The 20,341-nt window shown below is 45.3% G+C and carries 21 protein-coding genes and 1 other annotated feature; of the genes, 12 read left to right on the top strand and 9 right to left on the bottom strand.

Features of this window, described 5'->3' with window-relative positions; translation table 11 throughout:
- Window positions 1-45 precede the first annotated feature (45 nt).
- From ACMCM8_RS05115 to ACMCM8_RS05095, 5 genes are all read right to left on the bottom strand, one after another.
- Complete coding sequence (locus ACMCM8_RS05115) at window positions 46-885, bottom strand: alpha/beta fold hydrolase (protein ID WP_412726110.1); 840 nt, start codon at window positions 883-885, stop codon at window positions 46-48.
- A 103-nt stretch (window positions 886-988) separates the two neighbouring features.
- Entirely contained in the window at window positions 989-1,660 is a 672-nt protein-coding gene (locus ACMCM8_RS05110) for a Slp family lipoprotein (RefSeq protein WP_412726108.1), read from the bottom strand.
- 287 nt (window positions 1,661-1,947) lie between these two features.
- A complete protein-coding gene (locus ACMCM8_RS05105) occupies window positions 1,948-2,241 on the bottom strand; it encodes a hypothetical protein (protein WP_412726106.1) in 294 nt (97 codons plus the stop codon).
- 223 nt (window positions 2,242-2,464) lie between these two features.
- On the bottom strand, window positions 2,465-3,187 hold the full coding sequence (gene tsaB / locus ACMCM8_RS05100) for a tRNA (adenosine(37)-N6)-threonylcarbamoyltransferase complex dimerization subunit type 1 TsaB (protein ID WP_412726104.1): 723 nt from the start codon (window positions 3,185-3,187) through the stop codon (window positions 2,465-2,467).
- Between the two features lie 15 nt (window positions 3,188-3,202).
- Window positions 3,203-5,122 carry an ATP-dependent DNA helicase gene (locus ACMCM8_RS05095; protein WP_412726102.1) on the bottom strand — a complete coding sequence of 640 codons (1,920 nt, stop codon included), beginning with the start codon at window positions 5,120-5,122 and terminating at the stop codon, window positions 3,203-3,205.
- A 342-nt stretch (window positions 5,123-5,464) separates the two neighbouring features.
- On the opposite strand from ACMCM8_RS05095, the gene ACMCM8_RS05090 reads away from it, so the two are divergent.
- Window positions 5,465-5,689: a hypothetical protein gene (locus ACMCM8_RS05090; protein ID WP_412726100.1), complete on the top strand. Its 225-nt coding sequence runs from the start codon at window positions 5,465-5,467 to the stop codon at window positions 5,687-5,689.
- A 71-nt stretch (window positions 5,690-5,760) separates the two neighbouring features.
- Here the strand turns inward: ACMCM8_RS05090 and ACMCM8_RS05085 are convergent, their stop codons facing one another.
- The 3 genes from ACMCM8_RS05085 to ACMCM8_RS05075 all read right to left on the bottom strand — a co-directional run bounded on the left by ACMCM8_RS05085 (window position 5,761) and on the right by ACMCM8_RS05075 (window position 8,583).
- Window positions 5,761-6,093: a hypothetical protein gene (locus ACMCM8_RS05085; RefSeq protein WP_412726098.1), complete on the bottom strand. Its 333-nt coding sequence runs from the start codon at window positions 6,091-6,093 to the stop codon at window positions 5,761-5,763.
- Between the two features lie 240 nt (window positions 6,094-6,333).
- Window positions 6,334-7,638, bottom strand: a complete 1,305-nt coding sequence (locus tag ACMCM8_RS05080) for an alpha-amylase family glycosyl hydrolase (protein WP_412726096.1) — start codon at window positions 7,636-7,638, stop codon at window positions 6,334-6,336.
- 99 nt (window positions 7,639-7,737) lie between these two features.
- Window positions 7,738-8,583 carry a sulfite exporter TauE/SafE family protein gene (locus tag ACMCM8_RS05075; RefSeq protein ID WP_412726094.1) on the bottom strand — a complete coding sequence of 282 codons (846 nt, stop codon included), beginning with the start codon at window positions 8,581-8,583 and terminating at the stop codon, window positions 7,738-7,740.
- Window positions 8,584-8,864: 281 nt separating this feature from the next.
- On the opposite strand from ACMCM8_RS05075, the gene ACMCM8_RS05070 reads away from it, so the two are divergent.
- Together ACMCM8_RS05070 and ACMCM8_RS05065 are read left to right on the top strand one after the other, a co-directional pair.
- Window positions 8,865-9,347 carry a DUF2244 domain-containing protein gene (locus ACMCM8_RS05070; RefSeq protein WP_412726092.1) on the top strand — a complete coding sequence of 161 codons (483 nt, stop codon included), beginning with the start codon at window positions 8,865-8,867 and terminating at the stop codon, window positions 9,345-9,347.
- Between the two features lie 145 nt (window positions 9,348-9,492).
- On the top strand, window positions 9,493-10,065 hold the full coding sequence (locus ACMCM8_RS05065) for a YSC84-related protein (protein ID WP_412726090.1): 573 nt from the start codon (window positions 9,493-9,495) through the stop codon (window positions 10,063-10,065).
- Between the two features lie 105 nt (window positions 10,066-10,170).
- Here the strand turns inward: ACMCM8_RS05065 and ACMCM8_RS05060 are convergent, their stop codons facing one another.
- Complete coding sequence (locus tag ACMCM8_RS05060) at window positions 10,171-10,422, bottom strand: hypothetical protein (RefSeq protein WP_412726088.1); 252 nt, start codon at window positions 10,420-10,422, stop codon at window positions 10,171-10,173.
- A gap of 251 nt (window positions 10,423-10,673) precedes the next feature.
- Window positions 10,674-10,795 (top strand) — a sequence feature (His leader region).
- A 47-nt stretch (window positions 10,796-10,842) separates the two neighbouring features.
- On the opposite strand from ACMCM8_RS05060, the gene hisG reads away from it, so the two are divergent.
- The 9 genes from hisG (at window position 10,843) to ACMCM8_RS05015 (ending at window position 20,327) form a co-directional block, all read left to right on the top strand.
- On the top strand, window positions 10,843-11,745 hold the full coding sequence (gene hisG / locus ACMCM8_RS05055; protein WP_412726086.1) for an ATP phosphoribosyltransferase: 903 nt from the start codon (window positions 10,843-10,845) through the stop codon (window positions 11,743-11,745).
- Window positions 11,746-11,758: 13 nt separating this feature from the next.
- On the top strand, window positions 11,759-13,063 hold the full coding sequence (gene hisD / locus ACMCM8_RS05050) for a histidinol dehydrogenase (protein ID WP_412726084.1): 1,305 nt from the start codon (window positions 11,759-11,761) through the stop codon (window positions 13,061-13,063).
- A complete protein-coding gene (gene hisC / locus ACMCM8_RS05045; protein ID WP_412726082.1) occupies window positions 13,063-14,142 on the top strand; it encodes a histidinol-phosphate transaminase in 1,080 nt (359 codons plus the stop codon). Before hisD ends, hisC begins: the two co-directional genes overlap by 1 nt.
- The gene (gene hisB / locus ACMCM8_RS05040; protein WP_412726080.1) at window positions 14,139-15,209 is read left to right on the top strand and encodes a bifunctional histidinol-phosphatase/imidazoleglycerol-phosphate dehydratase HisB; all 1,071 of its coding nucleotides are present in this window, start codon (window positions 14,139-14,141) and stop codon (window positions 15,207-15,209) included. Before hisC ends, hisB begins: the two co-directional genes overlap by 4 nt.
- Complete coding sequence (gene hisH / locus ACMCM8_RS05035; protein WP_412726078.1) at window positions 15,209-15,850, top strand: imidazole glycerol phosphate synthase subunit HisH; 642 nt, start codon at window positions 15,209-15,211, stop codon at window positions 15,848-15,850. Before hisB ends, hisH begins: the two co-directional genes overlap by 1 nt.
- The gene (gene hisA, locus ACMCM8_RS05030) at window positions 15,850-16,587 is read left to right on the top strand and encodes a 1-(5-phosphoribosyl)-5-[(5-phosphoribosylamino)methylideneamino]imidazole-4-carboxamide isomerase (protein WP_412726076.1); all 738 of its coding nucleotides are present in this window, start codon (window positions 15,850-15,852) and stop codon (window positions 16,585-16,587) included. The genes hisH and hisA overlap by 1 nt, the downstream gene beginning before the upstream one ends.
- On the top strand, window positions 16,569-17,381 hold the full coding sequence (gene hisF, locus ACMCM8_RS05025) for an imidazole glycerol phosphate synthase subunit HisF (protein ID WP_412726074.1): 813 nt from the start codon (window positions 16,569-16,571) through the stop codon (window positions 17,379-17,381). The genes hisA and hisF overlap by 19 nt, the downstream gene beginning before the upstream one ends.
- A complete protein-coding gene (hisIE, locus tag ACMCM8_RS05020) occupies window positions 17,378-17,995 on the top strand; it encodes a bifunctional phosphoribosyl-AMP cyclohydrolase/phosphoribosyl-ATP diphosphatase HisIE (RefSeq protein WP_412726072.1) in 618 nt (205 codons plus the stop codon). The genes hisF and hisIE overlap by 4 nt, the downstream gene beginning before the upstream one ends.
- A 340-nt stretch (window positions 17,996-18,335) precedes the next feature.
- A complete protein-coding gene (locus ACMCM8_RS05015) occupies window positions 18,336-20,327 on the top strand; it encodes a hypothetical protein (protein ID WP_412726070.1) in 1,992 nt (663 codons plus the stop codon).
- The last annotated feature ends 14 nt before the right edge of the window (window positions 20,328-20,341 follow it).

Raw genomic sequence — 20,341 nt, 5'->3', positions numbered from 1 at the left:
CTTGCGAATAGTATAGGATGTGTAAAAAAAAATAAACGGGACAATTTACAATTGCCCAACAAATTGCCTAATTAATAGCCCTACATCATCAGTATTTTCCATGTGAATGTGGTGACCGCCGATTAAATGCTCATATTGAGCATTTTTGAACCACGACGCGCGTACAGGAAAAACTTCTGCAAGATTCTTAAAACTGTTCGATGCGCCGATAAATAACACTGGGCACGTAATGGATTTCATCAGGTTTTCAGCTTGTTTTTCGGTCAATCTCAAAATGGATTTGGTACGTAATTTTGGATCTGAGGACCAAAACTGGTGTCCACCGGCATCTTGAGTGAGATTTCGCTTTAGAATAGTGCGGGCATGCTCGGCAGGAATATCTGAAATTTTACACCTTGCATTGACCGCCTCCTCCAAATTCACCGTTCGCATTTGATTGCGACGTTTTCCATGCCGGCTTATTAAGGCTTCACGCATTTGCTTAGTCGTGGTGTCTTCTGGCAATGTCAACGGGCCACATGCATCAATACTGACTACACCTAATACCTTATCAGGGAATAACGCCGCAAACATAGTCGCTAAAATACCGCCAAGCGAATGCCCCACCAAGATGACTTCTTGCCACTCATTTTCTTCCACAAGCGTATACAAGTCTTGTAAATAGTCGGCCTGATTATAATGGGTTTCCACTGGGCGATGGCTTGAACGCCCATGCCCGGCTAAGTCAATTGCGATAAACCGACAAGATTGTAAATAGGGAGACAGCAACCTCAAACTTTCTGCGTTGTCTAAATAACCGTGAAGACCAATAACCACTCGACCACTTCCCTGATTGTCCAGGGCCGCTAATTGTACTGAGCCTAAATTAAATACAGTCTCTAACATCACCACCCCTTGTTCCGGCAAACTTTTGCCACCCTAACTTAATTTCATTCCTTAAAAAACAAAAAAGGCGGCACAATTATGCCGCCTTTTATAGCACTACATCTTACTTTTGTTTGTAATTCGATTGACTATCCGTTCTGCGGCTATCGTTGTTCTGTGCTCCCTTCGGAGGTGACGGCCACTGGGGTGTCGATTTACTCGGCACCGTTTCATACCTGATCACGCGTGTTCGATTAAACCCGGGATGAAACCAAGGGTGATAGTACGGTCCGTAATATCCATAAAATGGTGAGTACCACCCGGTACTATAATTAAAGAAAACCGAGTTCACTTCATACACTTCTTGTTTTCGCCACATATGGTAATCGTCAGCGATGATCGTCGGGTAAATATAAGGTTGTTCACCTACCATCCCTGATGTTGGAGCAGTCAGTGTCCCTAAGAAGGTCGCTGCGCGGCCTTCTTCAAAAACAATAGGGTCGACAAAGCCGTCAATCATTACTTTAAAGCGGCCCGCGGTCTCCCCACCAGTGCTTGGTTTGCCGTAATGGTTTAGCGGAAAATGTGCGACTTCAATATAGGTTTTGTTCGGCTTGTTCTCCACTCCTACAATAAGCCCGCCCCACCGTGCTTTTTGTCCCTGAACCTGAGCGCCTGAAGTCACCGCCTTGCTATAGGAAACGAGTGTTGTTCCCTCTGGAACCTCAATGCTATCGGGCACAATGGAACACCCGGAAAAAATCACAACCGCTAAAAGAAAAAAATAACGAGACATTTAAGCACTCCTTAGCAACTTCTGTAATATCTTATCACTGCAGCCCACAGGACTGAAAGACACATACACACCCAACAGGCAACGTGTGATCCTACGTCTAGAACAATACCATAACCCTACCACTTATCCTTACCAACAACCATAAACGTTCTCGGTATGAATACAAAAAAGGGTGATAGAAAGCATTAACGTAAAGGAATCAGCACTCAATAGTGAGACACCGTCTGTTGCGCAATTTTATAGTAGTTGGAGTATGTGCTAGCGCATTCGTTCAATGAGAGGGAAAATTAGGCGTAAATATCCACACCGAACATAGCTTGAACAGATTCGCGCTGTTGTTGCTTTTCAAAACTGGTATAGGAAGCAATTGCAAATTGAGAGTGGGCGTTACTGTCTTCGCGTATAAATTGCTGGTATGCCTTAGCATTGTTCCTTCCCTGTTCGTCAGGTGCCACCACAATCGCCTTATCTGACGACTGCTGTTGCCCTTTACTACCTTGTTGAGGATCTTTGCTAATTTTCGACACACGTCCCTGATGACTATCAGAAGCGGGGATCGAAAAATTGTTCGTAATATTCATACGCGTTAGTTACTTACTTATGCTTTAACGTCAGGTCGACCTAGCGCCAATTAGGCGTTTCCTTTACGCCTAAGTTCATAAATTGTTAAAAGGCACAATTCACGGCTTAGACTCACCTTTCAATGCTATTTAATACAAATTGCTTTTGTAAAAGAATTTATAGTGCAAATATCAAGCCGGAAACCATAATTTAACGTAAAGAAATCCCACAGCCCCCCTGCAACTACTCTCTACCGGGTAATTTCTTCCAGGTCACTTTGTCGCGAAGATAGACAGGCTCGACGTCTACGGCATCCACCGCCTTTTTGTCGTCAAACACACGAGCAGCAAGCGACAACATGTATTTGGCATTGGGTAAAGTGACCGAGCCTGGCAAACCTACATTTTGTGCTTCTAACCACGTTGAAAGAGGCTCGTAAGCCGCCCACCCTGTGCCAGCAACAACCATATTCGCAGCATTGACATTTAACGCTTCAAGATGTCCTATCACCACATCAGGTGCACACACTTGTTCTTCGACGCAAAGTGCAAGACCGTTGTCGTTGATTGCAAAAACAGCAAAATACACCTCGTCCATGCGCGCATCCGATGCCACAGCAATATATTGGGTACCTTGCGCTTGTTGCGATATCTTTTCAGCCACTTCACAGGCCATAGCCTCAAGGGTACTAACACCTGCCACCTTAAGCCCAGTGCCTAATGCTAATCCTTGAATCATGCCCGTCGCAATTCTCACACCAGTAAAACTACCTGGGCCTCGACCGAAGGCCAACAAGTCTATGTCGCCCAGCGTAACTTCGGCTTCTTTCAATACTTCATCGACCATAGGCAAAAGGCGCTGACTGTGTTGTTGCGGGCATATTTCAAACCGTGAGATATTCTTCTGTGGCATTTTAAGGGCAACGGAACAGGCTTCTGTGGCGGTGTCTATAGCTAAGATCTTCATGTCTGTCTCTTTCAATTAAGCTTCATCGATGCGCGCGAGAAAGCGCTCTACTTCATCTAAACTTCGTGTGCGTTTCATATCAGGTAAACTACTGATAAATGTACTTGCATAGGGCTTGGTAACCAGTCGATTATCGCAAATCACCAATACACCTTTATCTGACGGGTCGCGAATTAATCTTCCCGCCCCTTGCTTTAACGCAATAACTGCCTGTGGAATTTGAATTACGCCAAATGGATTAGCACCGCGTTTTTTCACATCTTCCATACGGGCTTGTAATAACGGATCATCGGGAGAGGCAAAGGGCAACTTGTCTATCATGACACAAACCAAGTCGTTGCCTCGCACATCGACCCCTTCCCAGAACGCGCCTGTTCCCATCAAAACCGCTTTTTCGTCAGCCAAATAAGCGTCCAGCAAAGCTTGCTTAGTGGTAGTCCCTTGAACCAACAACGGGTTATCTACTTCGCTCTCAAGCTTCTCTGCAATCTCTCGCAACATGGCGTGACTGGTAAACAGCAAGAAACAGCGCCCACCGCTGGCTTTAATTAACCGCTTGGCGGTGAGAAGTAGAGTTTCACGCATGCTGTAGCTATTTGGTTCGGGAAGGTAACGAGGTACGCAAAGCATGGCTTGCTCAGGGTAATTAAAAGGGCTGTCTAACCCCAGTGTTTTCGCGTCTTCTAATCCCATGCGTCGCTGAAAGTGCTCAAACCCACCGTTGACCATCAGCGTGGCGGACGTAAAGATCCACCCACGCGGGGGTGAAGACACAAATCGTCTGAATTTTGCTGCTATGGATAACGGCGTAAGGTGCATGATCAAATGGCGGGGGGTGGTTTCATACCACAAACTCACGTTTTCCTGTTTGTCATCACTTAATGCGTCAAGTTGCTCTCTCGCCGCCACCACACGTTCGTACAGGTTGTCGAGATCTTTGTCTCGAGAAACATGTAATTTACACACTTCATGCAGCACGCCAAGCGCTTCAGCTAATTTGCCCACCTGCATTCTTACGTCATCACGATTAAGCGCCTCCGCCCAGTTACCTCGTTCTGGCGTATCGGGGAACAACAAACGCAAATCAGACGCAATCATTCTGCATTTGTCCGCCGCTTTGTCGAGTTGTCCAGCATCTTTTAGCACGGTTCTAAACAGCAGTGTGATGTCTTTCGCCATGTCGTGGATTTGACGGGTTGATAGCGACTCACCAAAATAATCGCTGGCGATATCCGGAATTTGATGGGCTTCATCGAAAATAATAGCGTCTGCTTCAGGAATAAGCTCACCGAAACCCGTGTCTTTAAGTGCCATGTCAGCAAAAAATAAGTGGTGATTAACCACAATTATGTCTGCATCCAATGCCTTACGGCGGGCTTTTACTAAATAACAGTCTTCGTAGTCTGGGCAGTCTCGTCCAAGGCAATTGTCTACCGTAGACGTCACCAAAGGTAACACCTTGGCATCTTCGGGTAAGGTTTTAAGCTCGCCCATATCACCGGTTTTGGTGGTGCTTGACCAACGTTTGACTTCTGACAACTGGCCAAGCACGTCTTTTTCAACCAATGTAGAGTTGCCGCTGTGCTGTGCGACGCGGTGCAAACACAAATAATTAGCCCGACCTTTTAGTAGTGCCGTTTTCCGTTTGCTGCCTAAGGCCTTTTTTACCAATGGCAGATCTCTGTGGAATAGCTGTTCTTGCAGGTTTTTGGTACCAGTAGAAATAATCGCTTTACCATCGCTAAGCAGTGCCGGAGCCAGATAGGCGAAGGTTTTACCTGTACCTGTGCCGGCCTCCACAATCAAACTCCCCGTAGTATCAATAGCCTGCTTAACGGCTTTAGCCATTTCAGTTTGCGCTTCTCGTGGCACAAAGCCTTTAATGGCGCTGGCGAGCAGACCGTCTGATGAAAATACGTTATTTATCGTGGGCATGGTTTAAGCGCTGTCATTACTTTTCTACTGTCGGCCGCGCATTATGCCAAAAAGCAATTTAATTGCCCATTAAAGGTTTCGGGTTTTAGTGGTGGGTATGCCTAGCCCAATCACCTATGCCCTGCTAGCTGTTTATTTGATTTAACAATGTCAGGGGGTAGTGCACCTCGCCTGTGAGAGTTGAAATGCAATGATAACATTGCGCCATGGAAAGATTCTGACGAAAACTGGCGATGAAAAGAATTTGTCTTCTGGAACAAAAAATTTAGCTTTTTCATCTTCCAGACTAGGCGCAATATTCGCTGCGTAAATTTTTACATGTGACAGTATATAGAGGTGGTTATGAAAGGTTTAATGTTGATTGGTTTAAGCGCGTTAACGTTTTCGGCAATAGCAAGTGGATCAGAAGAAGCCCCTGCAGAACTGATTGCTGAATTAACACAATACTGCAAAGAAATAGCAGAAGATGAAGGCACAAAAGGGAAACCGTTAGACACGTTCCTATTGGAGTGTGTTAACGATGAACTTGAGGCAGAAGGCTACCAAAAGGTGAAGTCACTGAATTAGTTTTCATCGTTCGAAACATGGCCTCGTCATAACACACGAGGCCGTATTGGCAGAGCACCGGCAAGAGAAAACTATCGTTCAAAAAACACGTCTATTAAATCGGCGAGCCCTTCTTCAAGCTCTTCTTCAAACGCATCTATATCGATATCAAAGCTGTCCATGTATTTAGTCGCATTTTCACGGGATACAACAGCATTTTTTAACTGAAACTCCAATTCAGGTAATGATTTGTCGTAACGGGGTTTAATTGTCCATCGCAGACAGTGACTGTGTCGGTCTTTGAGTTTTTGCTTGGCAAAGACACAAAATTCCTCAACATAGTCTGTTCCCTGTGGCCCAAGGCAACCGGGCTCAATGCGATACATTACTAACAACTTTTTGTAGAGCGGGAGTCGAGTTTCCATTATATCTTTGAATATTTTAAATATTTGATTATCGATAAATTCTGTCAACTTTGCCAGTTTAACTTTTGATGTTTTTCCTGCTTTTTAGAGCATTCACACAAAAAGTTTTTAAGACGAACTGGCAACAACATTAACAAACTATAATTTACAAATGCCCCATGAAAAACAAATTAATTTGTTTTAAAAATCAATCAGCCACTAAAATCAACTTTTTATTGTTTAATAATAACAAACATGCCATTACGCCACCCAAATCTCAAACTGCCACGGCGCTAGCATACGGGTAGTTGCCGCACAGAAAACATTTTGCTCGTCACTATTCCAATAGCTATAGCGCCCTTCAAACAGAGGTTCGTTGAAAGACACTGACACCGGCTCATCAGAAAAGTTAATAATAACAAACACTTTTTCTTCGTCACTATGGCGAACAAAGCTAAATATCTTATCCATGTGAGAATTAGGTACTTGAATCATCTGTGCGCCAAATTCTCCGTTTCCTAACACCTGTTTCGATTTTTTAAGCGCTATCAACTCACGATATAAATCACCGATGGGGTGAGGCTGCCATTCAATGAGATCTTTTTCAAAAAATGCTAACCGCTTTGATTCTCCGGCTTCCTGACCATTGTGAATAAGGGGCATTCCTTCGCCTATGACAGACAACACAATGGCGCCCTCCAATGCGTCGCCGAATTGTTCGTGTTGGGTGCCGTCCCACGCATTTTTGTCATGATTACTGACAAACGTCATGCGGTATGCGTGCCGGGGCCAGCTTCGCTCATTCCACGAATAATATTTACGCAACCTGTCTAAACTGCAACGGCCGTGCGCTAACTCATGCATCGTTTCGTTCCAGCTCCACGCATAGGTCATGTTGAACGCGTTTTCATGGAGATCGCGATTCTCCCACTCAGCCAACATAAATACTGGCTTAACCTCATCCAATGCACGTCTAGCCGACGCCCAAAAATCATTAGGCACATAACCCGCTACGTCACAGCGAAAACCGTCAATATCAAACTTTTTCACCCAATGCAGTAAGGCTGAAATCATATAGTCCCGCAGCCCTTGCTGGGTGTAATCAAATTCAATGATGTCACTCCAATCCCACCACGGCGAGGGCCGAAAATCGCCTTTGTAATCTTTCGCGTACCAATGGGGGTGACTATTAACGAGAGGATTGTCCCATGCACTGTGGTTAGGAACCCAGTCAATAATAACCTTAAGACCAAACTGGTGAGCTTCATCTACCAGAGCTTTAAAATCGTTTTCAGTACCAAATTCGGGGTTTACGGCATAGTAATCTTTCACAGCATAAGGGCTACCCAGCGTCCCTTTGCGATGCTTTTCTCCTATGGGGTGAATGGGCATTAACCAAACAATGTCTACACCTAACGCCTTGATTGTGGAAAGTGCCTTTCTCACACCATCAAAGTCACCCTTAATTGAAAATTGACGTGTATTAACCTGATAGATTACGGCGTGTGAAGACCAGGCAGGTTGCGCAATCATATTGCGCTTTTTTATCACAGACTCGCTGCTCATGCTCTCACCTCTAATTACGTTTGAATGGTTGACCGTCGAGTGCTAACAGGAGTTAACGTCCATCGGATGCGTATAGATATTCTGAGCACCTTTCGCTACTCAAAATAGCGGCAAGCTTGTAATGCCCAATATTAATACCCAAATACCAAAGAAAAGTTTTAAACGGGTAACTGAGAAAGCGAGTACAACATATTTTGCTAACATGCCTCCAACTATAGCACCCACACCGGCAAATAATATCACTTCCCAGTGCACGGCTTGGCTGATAAAGCCGTGATACGGCAACGCTGACCACACTGTACATGCTGACAAGATAACGGCGATAGCAATAGACATGGTCACATTAAAGCCACGAATTATAAGATAAACCGCCACTAACTCTCCCACTCCTACCGAAAGCCAGGCCGTAATAATCCCCCCTATAAAGCTGATTAGGGGCAACAGGGCGATATCAATTCCCTTCGTATCCTTTTCAAAATGTGTTCGCTTCATTAAAGGTATAGAAGCCATTATGGCAACAGCCAGTAATATCGAAAACGTACCGAATACAATATGAAGACTTTCAGCCCCCCCGAGATGCCGGGCGAGTAGTGAAGCACCCACAAATGAATACTGGGCAAAACCAATGCCGCATAGGGAAGCAGGGATAGTAAGCATTAATGTACTGGGCAATGCTTTCCAATAGTCATCATATCTGTGCGCAACCCTGAAGTAGCGCCACCACGTTATTGCGCCAGCCGTCATTCCGCAGCACTGAATAGCAAAACTAGTGGCCACCACACTTTGCGGAGTAAAAGAAAGGTAATTGAAAAACGGAACAAAAATAACGCCACCACCTGCGCCGGTAGCATTAGCAAATATGGCACCTATAACGCCTAATAACGTAAACAGGCCGAAGTCTTGGGCAAGCTGTAGTGAGTGAGGCAGAGCAAGCCAAATAGCCATCCAACACGAAAAAAGGAGAAACCACACCTTTAAAATAGAATACCTTTTAAACACAAATACCACGCTTTTTATTCGCTACTTTTGCTATGTTAGCCGATTCCCCTCTCTGCCACATCATATATAAAAAGCAAAATTTTTGTGTTGGTTCAGCACAGTATATTCACCAGCAGGCTATAGTATTAATCAGTGAGTTCTTAGTAAGTACACACGTTGCTAACGACCATGAATAATACACCAGCATTAAACGCCAAGACGCTTAGTAAAAACAAAAGATAAAATCCATGATTGAACTGTCAACGCTCGAAAGTGATACTACATTGTATCTGACGCCAAATCGTTCAGCATCCTGGCAACAAACCAAATACCTAATGCTTGGATTCGCCATTGTCGTGTTCACTATTGCCGTAGCGTGGAGTGTGGTAGGCGCGTGGGTTATTCTGCCATTTGCCGGTGTTGAGGTGATCGCTTTAGCTATTACCATGTATTTCGTGTCGCGAAGCACTTATCAATGGGAACAAGTCACCCTTACACCATATACGGTTGTTATCACTAATTCCCGAGGCACCAATCTACGTATAGCGCGCCCAGACACTTACCTTTTCTTTATTGAAGATACTTCAAATAGGAAGATGCCCAGACTTATTTTTAAATCATCAAATGTTAATGCTGAAGTAGGAGCCTTCTTAAACAACAGTGATAAGTGCTTACTTCTTAAACACTTAGATGAAGCAGGAATTATTATCTGCAAGAGTAAATGGTGGTAATTTAGCAAGTATTCTTTCACGTTTTTGACCGTTTGTGCACAGTAATTGCGTATATGGCTATGTTACTTCATTGTTTGGCAGGTTTATGCGTTTTATGAACGCCACTTTAACATGTCAACGCACCTCACATGCCAAGGAGAAATGCATGAATATTAGTAAGTTAGCTTTAAAGTCATTATTTGCAGCGGCCGTGTTGACCCTCGCTGCATGTGCTTCAATGGGAGATGGCACTGTTGCCGAAAAGCGACAAGCCATATTGGATATGCAGCAAAATACACTAGCGCGTCTGTATAGCGAAAAGCCCGATACCCGGTCTCAAGTAAGAGATGCAGCGGGTTACGCTGTATTCACTAATGCCAACGTTAATGTCATCTTTTTTGCAGCAGGCACCGGGTACGGTGTGGTTAATAACAATGTGACAGGTGCAAAAACTTACATGAACATGGCCGAAGGCGGCGTCGGTTTGGGGCTGGGTGCAAAAGACTATCGTATAGTGATGGTTTTCCACACACAAAAAGCCATGAACTATTTTATTGAAAATGGCTGGACGGTTGGTGGTAACGCTGACGCAACAGCCAAAGCTGGCAATAAAGGGGCATCAGCAGAAGGTGAAGGTTATTTAGGTAATGTCACTGTGTATACCATGACAGAAAGTGGCCTAGCCCTTCAAGCCACAGTGAAAGGCACTAAATTCTGGGTGGATAAAGAGTTAAATTAATAAAAACTCGTTCATGGGTTCTCCTAACTCTATGTCAGGCGAACCCATGCCAAATATCAACTACGGCCAACCGCAAATCCACGTATAGCTCGTATAGACTGCGGCCTAAACATCAATATCAATATGCTTAAGCCCGTCGTCTCCTTCTGTGGTATCCCGGTCGGCTGAAGGATCCTGCTTTCTGTTTACTGTACGCTGTGCAATTTCGACCTGCTTGAGTTGTTCAAATTGATCCTGCTCATCATCCCTAATACGGTCTGACTTTTTAGTTCTCTGCACTTTTTTTACACGCTCATCAACCTCTACAGGCACCTTGTTATTACGCGGCAAAATGGGGAATAAAAGATCGTTACTCATCACCCCTCCCAACAATCTTATCGTTCGTAAAATGGCTTTTAGTTCCTTATCGGCAGCGAGCGAAAATGCTGCACCTGACGACGCTTTGAATACATCGCTCAGAACAAAAAGTTTTACTATATATACATTAATTTAGACGTATTGTACGAAAAGAGTTCACTTTTGCCTTGCAAATCGATTTTCAAAACGCTAATGTTTCAGCCGTTCGGATTTAGGAATTACATTTTCATTATGATCAACTGCGCTGCGAAACATCACCATCACCACAAAGCATAACCTTTCAGGTTCGTGCTGGAAGGTCTATGACTCCTTCCAGTGGCGCAGATAACAGAATTCTCGACCCTCGGAAGGAAACTTCCGAGGGTTTTTTCGTTTTAGGCGCTATCAAAAGTTAACACACAACGTGTAAGGAACGTTTCAATGAGTGACAGCAAAAGACTTCGAATTGCCGTACAGAAATCAGGTCGACTAAGCGACGATAGTATTGCGCTATTAAAAGCGATCGGCATCAAACTGAATATTCGTGATCGACTGCTGATTGCGCATTCCACCAATCAACCCATTGATTTACTTCGCGTGCGTGACGACGATATTCCCGGTCTTGTGATGGACGGCGTTGTTGACCTTGGATTTATAGGCGAAAACGAGCTTGAAGAAAAAATGCTCGAGCGTAAAGCAGCAGGTAAGCCTTTTGAGTATGAAGTGTTACGTCGTTTAGACTACGGTGGTTGTCGCTTATCTATCGCAGTGCCCAACGAAATGGATTATCGGGGTACCCAATCGTTAGAAGGCAAAAAAGTCGCCACCACCTACCCTTACTTACTCGAGCGCTATTTTAAAGATCAAGGCATAAACGCTAAAGCGGTTATGTTGCAGGGCTCTGTAGAAGTAGCGCCGCGCGCTGGTGTAGCTGACGCTATTTGTGACCTGGTATCAACAGGCGCGACCCTTGAAGCCAACGGACTTGAAGAAAAAGACGTAATTTTCCGTTCAAAGGCAGTACTTATCCAGCGTGCAGACGGCGAATTAAGTGACGAAAAACAAACATTGGTTAATCGCCTCATGCCCCGTGTGGATGGCGTGATGCTGGCCAAAGAAAGTAAGTACATTATGCTACACGCGCCAAAAGCCTACCTAGAGCAAGTAAAAAGCCTGCTACCAGGCGCTGAAAACCCAACCGTTCTTCCACTTGCAGGTAATGATGAGCAAGTTGCTATCCACGTGGTTTCTACAGAAACCTTGTTCTGGGAGACCATGGAAAAGCTTAAGGCCCTTGGTTGTAGCTCTATTCTTGTAATGCCAATCGAAAAAATGATGGGCTAAAAGGCAGGCAATTATGATTACTTGGTCATCTCTTTCAATAAATGAGAAAAAACAAGCACTAGCGCGCCCAGCTATGACCGATAGCCAACAGCTAAAGCAAACCGTGAGCGATATCATCGCCCGGGTTGAAGCAGAAGGTGATTCAGCCGTACTCGACTACACGCGTAAGTTCGACTGCTCAGATTTAACCAACCTTGTGCTTTCACAAGAGAGCATCGATGCCCTTGCCGCGAAAGTCTCGCTGACCGTTGCAAGTGCTATCGATACCGCATTTAGCAACATTAAAACCTTTCACGAAGCACAATTGCCCAGTGATATCGCGCTCACTACCACACCAGGTGTTAACTGTGAGCTTCGCTTTACTGCACTAGATGCAGTAGGTCTTTATATTCCAGGTGGCAGCGCGCCGCTTCCTTCTACCGTGTTAATGCTGGGCGTGCCTGCATTGGTAGCGGGTTGTGAAAATAAACTTCTTTGCACACCGCCCAATCAAGCACAGCTTATTGCACCAGAAATTGCTTACGCGGCAAGAAAGTGTGGCATCGACAAGATATTCTTGTGCGGCGGCGCACAAGCTATCGCAGCTATGGCACTTGGCACAGACACTATCCCTCAGGTTGATAAAATTTTTGGCCCAGGTAATAGCTTTGTGACTGAAGCAAAGCAGCAAGTTAGCCAACGTGCTGATGGCGCCGCCATCGATATGCCGGCGGGTCCGTCAGAAGTGTTGGTGCTTGCAGATGAGTCCGCAAACCCTGAGTTTGTGGCTGCTGATTTACTTTCTCAAGCAGAACACGGACCAGATTCGCAGGCTATTTTGGTGTCTAACAGCGCTACGCTCATTAAAGAAGCAAAAGCCGCGGTTGAACGTCAATTAGCGACCTTATCCCGCGCTGAAATTGCACGCCCTGCTATGGAGAATGCGCGTTATATATTGGCCGAATCAATTGAACAAGCCATCGAAGCAAGTAACGCCTATGCGCCTGAGCATTTAATTGTACAAATAGAGAACGCCCGTGATTATTTGCCAAAAATTAAATACGCAGGCTCTATTTTCTTGGGCCCTTGGTCGCCCGAGTCTGCTGGTGATTACGCGTCGGGCACTAACCACGTGTTGCCTACCTATGGCTATGCTAAGAATTACTCTAGCCTTGGGCTATTAGACTTTATGCGTCGTTACACTATTCAGGAATTAAGTGCCGATGGTATGCGTAATTTAGGCCCTGCGATTATGGCATTGGCTGCAGCAGAAGGTTTAGACGCCCACGAACAAGCGGTAGCCCTTCGTATGCAAGCACTTAAGCAGGGGGACGCATAATGTCTAATCTTATCGATAAACTCATTAACGACAACTTAGTACCGCTTAAGCCTTATGAATCGGCGCGTCGCTTATTTTCAGGTGGTCAGGATTGGCTTAATGCCAACGAGTCTCCTTATGCTAACGAATACAGCGTTGATAGCAGTAACTTTAACCGCTATCCCTCGTGTCAGCCTGAAGCGGTAGTCAGTGGTTACGCAAACTACGCAGGGCTTGATAAGTCACAGCTTATTGTTACCCGCGGCGCAGATGAAAGCATTGAATTACTTATTCGCACCTTCTGTACGCCGGGTAAAGACAGCATTCTGATATGCCCGCCTACCTACGGTATGTATGCAATCAGTGCTGAAACCTGTGATGTGGGCATTAAGAAAGTGCCGCTTAACGACGACTTTAGCCTTAACGTGAATGCAGTATGCGCCGAAGATGACGTTAACGTGATTTTCATCTGCGCCCCGAACAATCCAACCGGCACACCGGTTGCCCGTGAAGACATCAAAACCGTGCTCAACCACTTTGCCGATAAAGCATTAGTGGTGGTAGATGAAGCCTACATTGAATTTGATGCTGACAATACGTGGGCTAATGAAATTAACAACTACCCGAACTTAGTGGTACTTCGCACGCTGTCTAAAGCGTTCGCGCTTGCCGGTCTGCGCTGTGGTTTTACCCTTGCTCAGGCACCGGTAATTCAAGCGCTATTAAAGGTAATTGCACCCTACCCTATTCCAGAGCCAGTGGCGCAGATTGCAACACAGGCGCTATCAAAAGAGTCGCTTGCCTTACTTGAGCTGCAAGTTGCTACTATCAACCGCGAAAAAGAAGCGCTAGCAGAAGCACTTCAAGCAGTAGAAGGCTTTGAATTAGTGGGTGATAGACGGGCAAACTTTATCTTATTCCGCTACGCAAAAGCGCAAGCCCTAATGCAATACTTGGTAAGCCAAGGCATGCTTATTCGCGATCAATCGAAACAGCTTAACTTACAAAACTGTTTACGCGTAAGTATCGGCACTGAAGAACAAAATCAGCGTTTAATGCAGTTGATTAACGAATTTAAAAATAGTGAGGATGCGGCATGAGTCAGCAAGCCATTTTATTTATTGACCGCGACGGTACACTTGTTGAAGAGCCGCCAGTAGATAAGCAATTAGACAGTTTAGAGAAGCTTGTTTTCGAGCCAAACGTTATTCCTGTGCTACTTAAACTAAAGGCAGCTGGGTTTAAACTCGTGATGGTAAGTAACCAAGACGGCTTGGGTACAGACAGTTTCCCGCAAGAAGACTTCGATAAGCCACACAATGCCATGATGGCGATTTTTGAAAGTCAGGGAGTAGTGTTTGACGACGTACTTATTTGCCCGCACTTCGATGCTGATAACTGCACATGCCGCAAACCAAAGCTTGGCTTGATACAAGAATACCTACAGCAAGGCAAAGTGGACTTCACTCGTTCGTTTGTTATTGGTGACCGAATTACTGATGTACAGCTTGGTGAAAACATGGGTATTCGCAGCTTTCAGTACAACCGAGATAGCCTAAACTGGAACGATATTCAGAAAAGCTTGTTAGCATCGTCACGTATTGCGGAAGTGGTGCGCACAACTTCTGAAACCGACATTCGCGTTCGCGTCGACCTTGATTCTCAAGCTAAGTCGACGATTCAAACCGGCATGGGCTTTTTTGACCACATGCTTGACCAAATTGCTACCCACGGTGGTTTTGAGCTAAACCTCACTACCGATGGCGATTTGCACATTGACGATCACCACAGCGTAGAAGATACCGCGCTTGCCCTTGGCGAAGCCCTTAAAAAGGCCCTAGGTGACAAACGCGGTATTGGCCGCTTTGGCTTTGCTTTACCCATGGATGAGTGTCGCGCAGAATGTATCATGGACATTTCTAACCGCCCTTACCTTAAGTTTGACGCTGAATTTAGCCGCGACCAGGTAGGCGAAATGGCCACTGAAATGGTACCGCATTTCTTCTACTCGCTTGCACAAAGCATGGGACTATCGCTACACCTTTCCACCAGCGAAGGCAATGCACACCACCAGGTAGAAAGCTTGTTCAAAGTATTTGGCCGCGCCCTTCGTCAAGCCATTACGCGCCAGGGTGATGCACTACCAAGCAGTAAAGGAGCGCTATAATGTCAGTGGTAAATACCAGCCAGCGACAAAAAATAGTAATAGTGAATACCGGCTGCGCCAATATCTCATCAGTACGCTTTGCCCTTGAACGCTTAGGCGTTGAAGTAGAAGTCTCTGACGACGTAAATGTAATAAAAAGCGCTGACAAAGTATTTCTACCCGGTGTAGGTACAGCGGCGGCGGCCATGGCAAGCATTAAGCAAAAAGCGCTAGTGGAAACCCTTCAGTCGCTTACGCAACCTGTGCTAGGCGTGTGTTTAGGCATGCAGCTGATGGTTGAAACCAGTGCCGAAGGTGGCTTTCAGGGTACTGGCAACATCGATTGCTTGAATCTCATGCCTGGGCACGTGGCACGTATGGAATCAAATGGCGTGCGCTTACCCCACATGGGTTGGAATACTGTCTCTCATAACAGCAGTCACAACAACGAAAGTTTGTTTAAAGGCATTCCACAAGATACCTACTTTTACTTCGTACATAGCTTTGCTGTACCAGAGTATGAGTACACGCTTGCAAGCTGTACTTATGGCAATGCGTTTTCAGCGGCTATACATAAAGACAACTTTTACGGGGTGCAGTTTCACCCAGAGCGTTCTGGCGAAGCCGGAGCACAACTACTGACTAACTTTGTGAACCTATAATGATTATTCCAGCAATTGATCTTATTGACGGACGCGTAGTGCGCCTTTATCAAGGCGACTACGCGCAAAAAACCCAATACGAACTGGACCCAGTAGACGTGGTTCACGACTATGCCGACCAAGGCGCAACCTGGCTACACATTGTTGACCTTACTGGCGCCAAAGACACAACTAAGCGTCAGCTTTCGCTTATCAAGTCTATGGTCGACACCAAGCGCATGCAGTTTCAAGCAGGCGGCGGTATTCGAAGCGAAGAAGAAGTGGCGCAATTACTTGAAACGGGCGTAAGCCGCGTAGTAATTGGCTCACTAGCGGTTAAGCAACCCGAGCTTGTGAAGTCTTGGGTTAAAAAATACGGCCCAGAGCACATTGTTTTGGCCCTTGATATCAATATTAGCGAAAGCGGTGAAAAGCTGATTGCGACTCACGGCTGGCAAGAAAACTCAGGTGTAGCCCTTGAAGGCTTGCTTGAAGACTTCGCTACCGTAGGTGCAAAGCACGTGCTATGCACCGACATCAGTCGCGACGGTACGCTTAAAGGCGCAAATACCGAACTGTATCAAGAGATGGCAGCCCGTTTCCCAAATGTTAGCTGGCAAGCCTCTGGTGGCATTGGCAGCATTACCGATATTGAAGCTTTAAAGCCCACTAACGTTGGCGGCGTAATTTTAGGCCGTGCGTTACTTGAAGGGAAGTTTACTGTGAAGGAGGCTATCGCATGCTGGCAAAACGCATAATACCGTGTTTGGACGTACGCGACGGCAAGGTGGTGAAAGGCGTTCAGTTTAGAAACCACGAAATCATTGGTGACATTGTGCCCCTTGCTGAGCAATACGCAAAAGCCGGTGCCGATGAACTGGTATTTTACGATATTACCGCCAGCTCTGATGCACGTGTTGTGGATAAAAGCTGGGTGAGCCGTATTGCACAGGTTATTGATATTCCGTTTTGCGTAGCAGGCGGCATTAAAAGCATTGAAGATGCAGGACGTATTTTGGAAATGGGTGCAGATAAAATTTCCATTAACTCCCCTGCCCTTAACAACCCAGATCTAATCAATCAGCTTCACGATGTATACGGTCAACAGTGCGTAGTGATTGGTATCGACAGCTTTTATAACGAAGCAACTGACCAATACGAAGTGTACAAATTTACCGGTGATGAAAGCCGCACGCAAAAAAGCCAATGGCAAACTATCGACTGGATAAAAGAAGTGCAATCCCGTGGTGCAGGTGAAATTGTCCTTAACTGTATGAACCAGGACGGTGTGCGCAAAGGCTACGATGTAAAACAGCTAAAGGCCGTACGTGAGGTATGTGAAATACCGCTTATTGCCTCTGGTGGTGCTGGCGAAATTGCCCACTTCACCGACGTATTCCAACAAGCTGATGTGGATGGGGCGCTGGCCGCTTCAGTATTTCACAAAGGCATCATCAACATAGATGATTTAAAAGCAGAATTAACTGCCAATGGCATTGCCATGCGCAAGCGCCACGGATTAACGGCGCAAGCAGAAGGAGTCAACCCGTGATCGTAACGAGTGAAAATAGCCACCAATTGGCGTGGGATAAAATGGACAACTTGCTACCTGCCATTGTGCAAGACGCATTGTCGGGTAAAGTACTAATGCAGGGGTATATGAACCAAGACGCATTAGCCAAAACCCTTGAGACCAGTAAAGTGACCTTTTTTAGTCGCTCTAAGCAACGCCTTTGGACCAAGGGTGAAACCTCGGGCAACACATTAGATTTAGTCAGTATAGCCAGTGATTGCGACCAAGACTCGCTGTTAGTACTTGCTAATCCAAACGGCCCAACTTGCCACACCGGCGTAGAAAGTTGTTGGTTTGACGGCAGCACGCCAGCCTTTACGTTTCTCGCAGACCTAGAGCGCGTATTGGCGGCCCGTAAAGATGCTGACCCGAAAAGTAGCTACACCGCTAGCCTTTACAACAAAGGCATTAAACGCATAGCGCAAAAAGTGGGGGAAGAAGGCGTAGAAACCGCCCTTGCAGCCACAGTTCACGACAAAGACGAGCTTAAAAATGAAGCCGCTGATTTGTTGTATCACTTAACCGTTCTCCTTCAGGCCAGTGACATGTCACTAAACGATGCACTTGACGTACTACGCGAACGTCATAAGTAAATAACAATCCACAGCACTTGCTCAAGTGCTGTGGATTATAAAAAGCGTCAGACTCTTACTTAATAATTCGCAGTTTAATCTTTCTTTCCAATTCATTTTCTTTAGAGCCTGTTGATCTTTAGGCTCAGTACTAGCAGTTTTACCTGATAAGTCTTAGTGGCAAGCCGAATCAACCGCCGAACTGGTTAATTATTATTCCATTACTTTCTTTATAAAGTGCTTTTTATGATTAATTGATATTACTTTTAACATATTTCAAACAATCCTGAAGGATCGCTTCTAATATAAAAGTAAAAAAGAAATAAAACAATAAATTATAATAAAATTTCAGGGGAACACCATGGAAACGCTAATAAGGCAGAACAAAGAAAGTTTTTTTACTCTGTTTCAATCAGTTAATCACCATCAAATTAACCTCGGCAGTCTAAATACATGGTGGGATAAGGTTGTTTTAATAGGCAAAATAAACAGCTTAAACGTGCCCCAAAGCTTGTTGATTAACATGCTTGAAACCAAAACTGAGTTTGCAGAACTACAAGCCACGTTGATTGATAACTTGTTGTCTGAACAGTTACAACAGCGGCATAGGCGCAATAGTGCTGTCGCACAAGTTCTAGTCGATATTCCAAACCGAAACTTATTTGAACGCACAGCAGATGTCGGATTTCTGGCTACCGATGCTGACTTGATCGCCTTTCTCACGGCTACGTCCCAAACTGAGCAAGAACGTGACACTATCCACCAGCGTCTGAAAGCTTATGCAGCTAAATACACGGTGTATGATGATATTTTACTCATTGACACACAAGGTGACGTAAAAGCGCAATTAGATATTAACAACCCAGTTGTCGACACCAATGATCCCATCATTACCGAAGTTTTGACTGGCAGTGAAGCCTATTATGAAATTTGTCGATATTCGTGCTTACGGCCCAACCAAGCACTTTCCTCCTTGTTCCTTGCACCTATTCGCGCATCTAGCCGAAATGACAGCCCTATTATTGGTATTTTGTGCCTCAGCTTTAAGCTGGAAGATGAAATGCATTCGCTCTTTGAAGACCTCAGTCACGACAAAAATACCCTGCTCACGCTTCTTGACACTAACGGTAATGTATTGGTTTCAAATCGACCCAGAGTGCTGCCTCAAGGTACAGCTTTACCAGTAAATGGTGAATATGAAATGGTCACGCTGGATACACATCGTTACCTTATTACGCGAGCCAAAACCCGTGGCTATCAAGGATATATGGGTTTAGGCTGGCAAGGCTGCGTTTTGTTGCCATTAATCGCCAATGATGAAGCACCTGCTCCACTAGAAGAATATGAGGACAACATGCATTGGCAGGGTTTCTCACCCTCGCTGAAAGGAATTCAGCGTAGAGCCAAAATCGTAACCGATGATTTAGACCTTGTTGTGCTCAATGGGAGAATTGCGGCAGCACGCAGTGATGCCGACGAGTTCATTCCAATTCTGGAAGAAATTCGCAATATTGGCCGCCAAATGCAATCCATTTTTAGCGAATCTGTTAATCAATTAATGACAACTGCTCAGGGCACCCATTTTAATGATCTGAAATTTGATGCGGCATTAGCTATAGACATTATGGATCGCAACCTGTACGAACGCGCAAATGATTGCCGCTGGTGGGCGCTCACCACCAAATTTATTCAAGTACTGGGGAATAAAACCAGCGCAGATTGTCAGCAATCCCTTTCTGAAGTATTACGGTATATTAACGACTTGTATACGGTGTACACGTGTATTTATTTATATGATGAAAGCGGTACCTTGGTCGCTGCTTCTACACCGACCTTTGACTCCAATTTAGGTTCGCCAGTCAACACTCACACGCGCTGGCAAGGAATTAAATTGATTAGTTCTCCTCAGCAGTATTGCGTGTCAGACTTTGTTCCTTCGCCGTACTACGACAACAAACACACCTATATCTACAATGCGGCAATTCATCACAACGGTGTTTTGGTAGGAGGCATTGGATTGGTGTTTGATAGCGCTCCACAATTTCAGGAAATGCTTGAAGATATTGTAGGGGGCACTCAAAGAGATCGCATCGCTGTATATATTCAACGCAACGGTATGATCATTGGGGCAAGTAAAAATGCACCTTGGCAGGTGGGTGACACGCTCAACCTCCCCGCTTCGATTACTGAACAACCTCTGGGTCATCAATCAGCGGGTATATTCAGCATCAATGACGTTGAATATACCGTTGGTTACGCAGTGTCCAAAGGCTATCGCGAGTATAAAGTAAATGACGATTACCAAAATGACGTAATCGCCTTAGTAGCAGAAACCAATGTGGGAAAACAGTAAGACAACCTGCAGAA

It is taken from the genome of Alteromonas sp. D210916BOD_24 (genome assembly GCF_047159385.1).
GTDB lineage: Bacteria > Pseudomonadota > Gammaproteobacteria > Enterobacterales > Alteromonadaceae > Alteromonas.
Note: the sequence above shows the minus strand (reverse complement) of the source record. Positions and strands in the feature narration are given on the sequence as shown.

Bases quoted from the DNA above. Each gene is read 5' to 3' on its own strand.
- ACMCM8_RS05115 (WP_412726110.1), bottom strand. From the start codon at position 885: ATGTTAGAGACTGTATTTAATTTAGGCTCAGTACAATTAGCGGCCCTG.
- ACMCM8_RS05110 (WP_412726108.1), bottom strand. From the start codon at position 1,660: ATGTCTCGTTATTTTTTTCTTTTAGCGGTTGTGATTTTTTCCGGGTGT.
- ACMCM8_RS05105 (WP_412726106.1), bottom strand. From the start codon at position 2,241: ATGAATATTACGAACAATTTTTCGATCCCCGCTTCTGATAGTCATCAG.
- tsaB (WP_412726104.1), bottom strand. From the start codon at position 3,187: ATGAAGATCTTAGCTATAGACACCGCCACAGAAGCCTGTTCCGTTGCC.
- ACMCM8_RS05095 (WP_412726102.1), bottom strand. From the start codon at position 5,122: ATGCCCACGATAAATAACGTATTTTCATCAGACGGTCTGCTCGCCAGC.
- ACMCM8_RS05090 (WP_412726100.1), top strand. From the start codon at position 5,465: ATGAAAGGTTTAATGTTGATTGGTTTAAGCGCGTTAACGTTTTCGGCA.
- ACMCM8_RS05085 (WP_412726098.1), bottom strand. From the start codon at position 6,093: ATGGAAACTCGACTCCCGCTCTACAAAAAGTTGTTAGTAATGTATCGC.
- ACMCM8_RS05080 (WP_412726096.1), bottom strand. From the start codon at position 7,638: ATGAGCAGCGAGTCTGTGATAAAAAAGCGCAATATGATTGCGCAACCT.
- ACMCM8_RS05075 (WP_412726094.1), bottom strand. From the start codon at position 8,583: ATGGCTATTTGGCTTGCTCTGCCTCACTCACTACAGCTTGCCCAAGAC.
- ACMCM8_RS05070 (WP_412726092.1), top strand. From the start codon at position 8,865: ATGATTGAACTGTCAACGCTCGAAAGTGATACTACATTGTATCTGACG.
- ACMCM8_RS05065 (WP_412726090.1), top strand. From the start codon at position 9,493: ATGAATATTAGTAAGTTAGCTTTAAAGTCATTATTTGCAGCGGCCGTG.
- ACMCM8_RS05060 (WP_412726088.1), bottom strand. From the start codon at position 10,422: ATGAGTAACGATCTTTTATTCCCCATTTTGCCGCGTAATAACAAGGTG.
- hisG (WP_412726086.1), top strand. From the start codon at position 10,843: ATGAGTGACAGCAAAAGACTTCGAATTGCCGTACAGAAATCAGGTCGA.
- hisD (WP_412726084.1), top strand. From the start codon at position 11,759: ATGATTACTTGGTCATCTCTTTCAATAAATGAGAAAAAACAAGCACTA.
- hisC (WP_412726082.1), top strand. From the start codon at position 13,063: ATGTCTAATCTTATCGATAAACTCATTAACGACAACTTAGTACCGCTT.
- hisB (WP_412726080.1), top strand. From the start codon at position 14,139: ATGAGTCAGCAAGCCATTTTATTTATTGACCGCGACGGTACACTTGTT.
- hisH (WP_412726078.1), top strand. From the start codon at position 15,209: ATGTCAGTGGTAAATACCAGCCAGCGACAAAAAATAGTAATAGTGAAT.
- hisA (WP_412726076.1), top strand. From the start codon at position 15,850: ATGATTATTCCAGCAATTGATCTTATTGACGGACGCGTAGTGCGCCTT.
- hisF (WP_412726074.1), top strand. From the start codon at position 16,569: ATGCTGGCAAAACGCATAATACCGTGTTTGGACGTACGCGACGGCAAG.
- ACMCM8_RS05015 (WP_412726070.1), top strand. From the start codon at position 18,336: ATGGAAACGCTAATAAGGCAGAACAAAGAAAGTTTTTTTACTCTGTTT.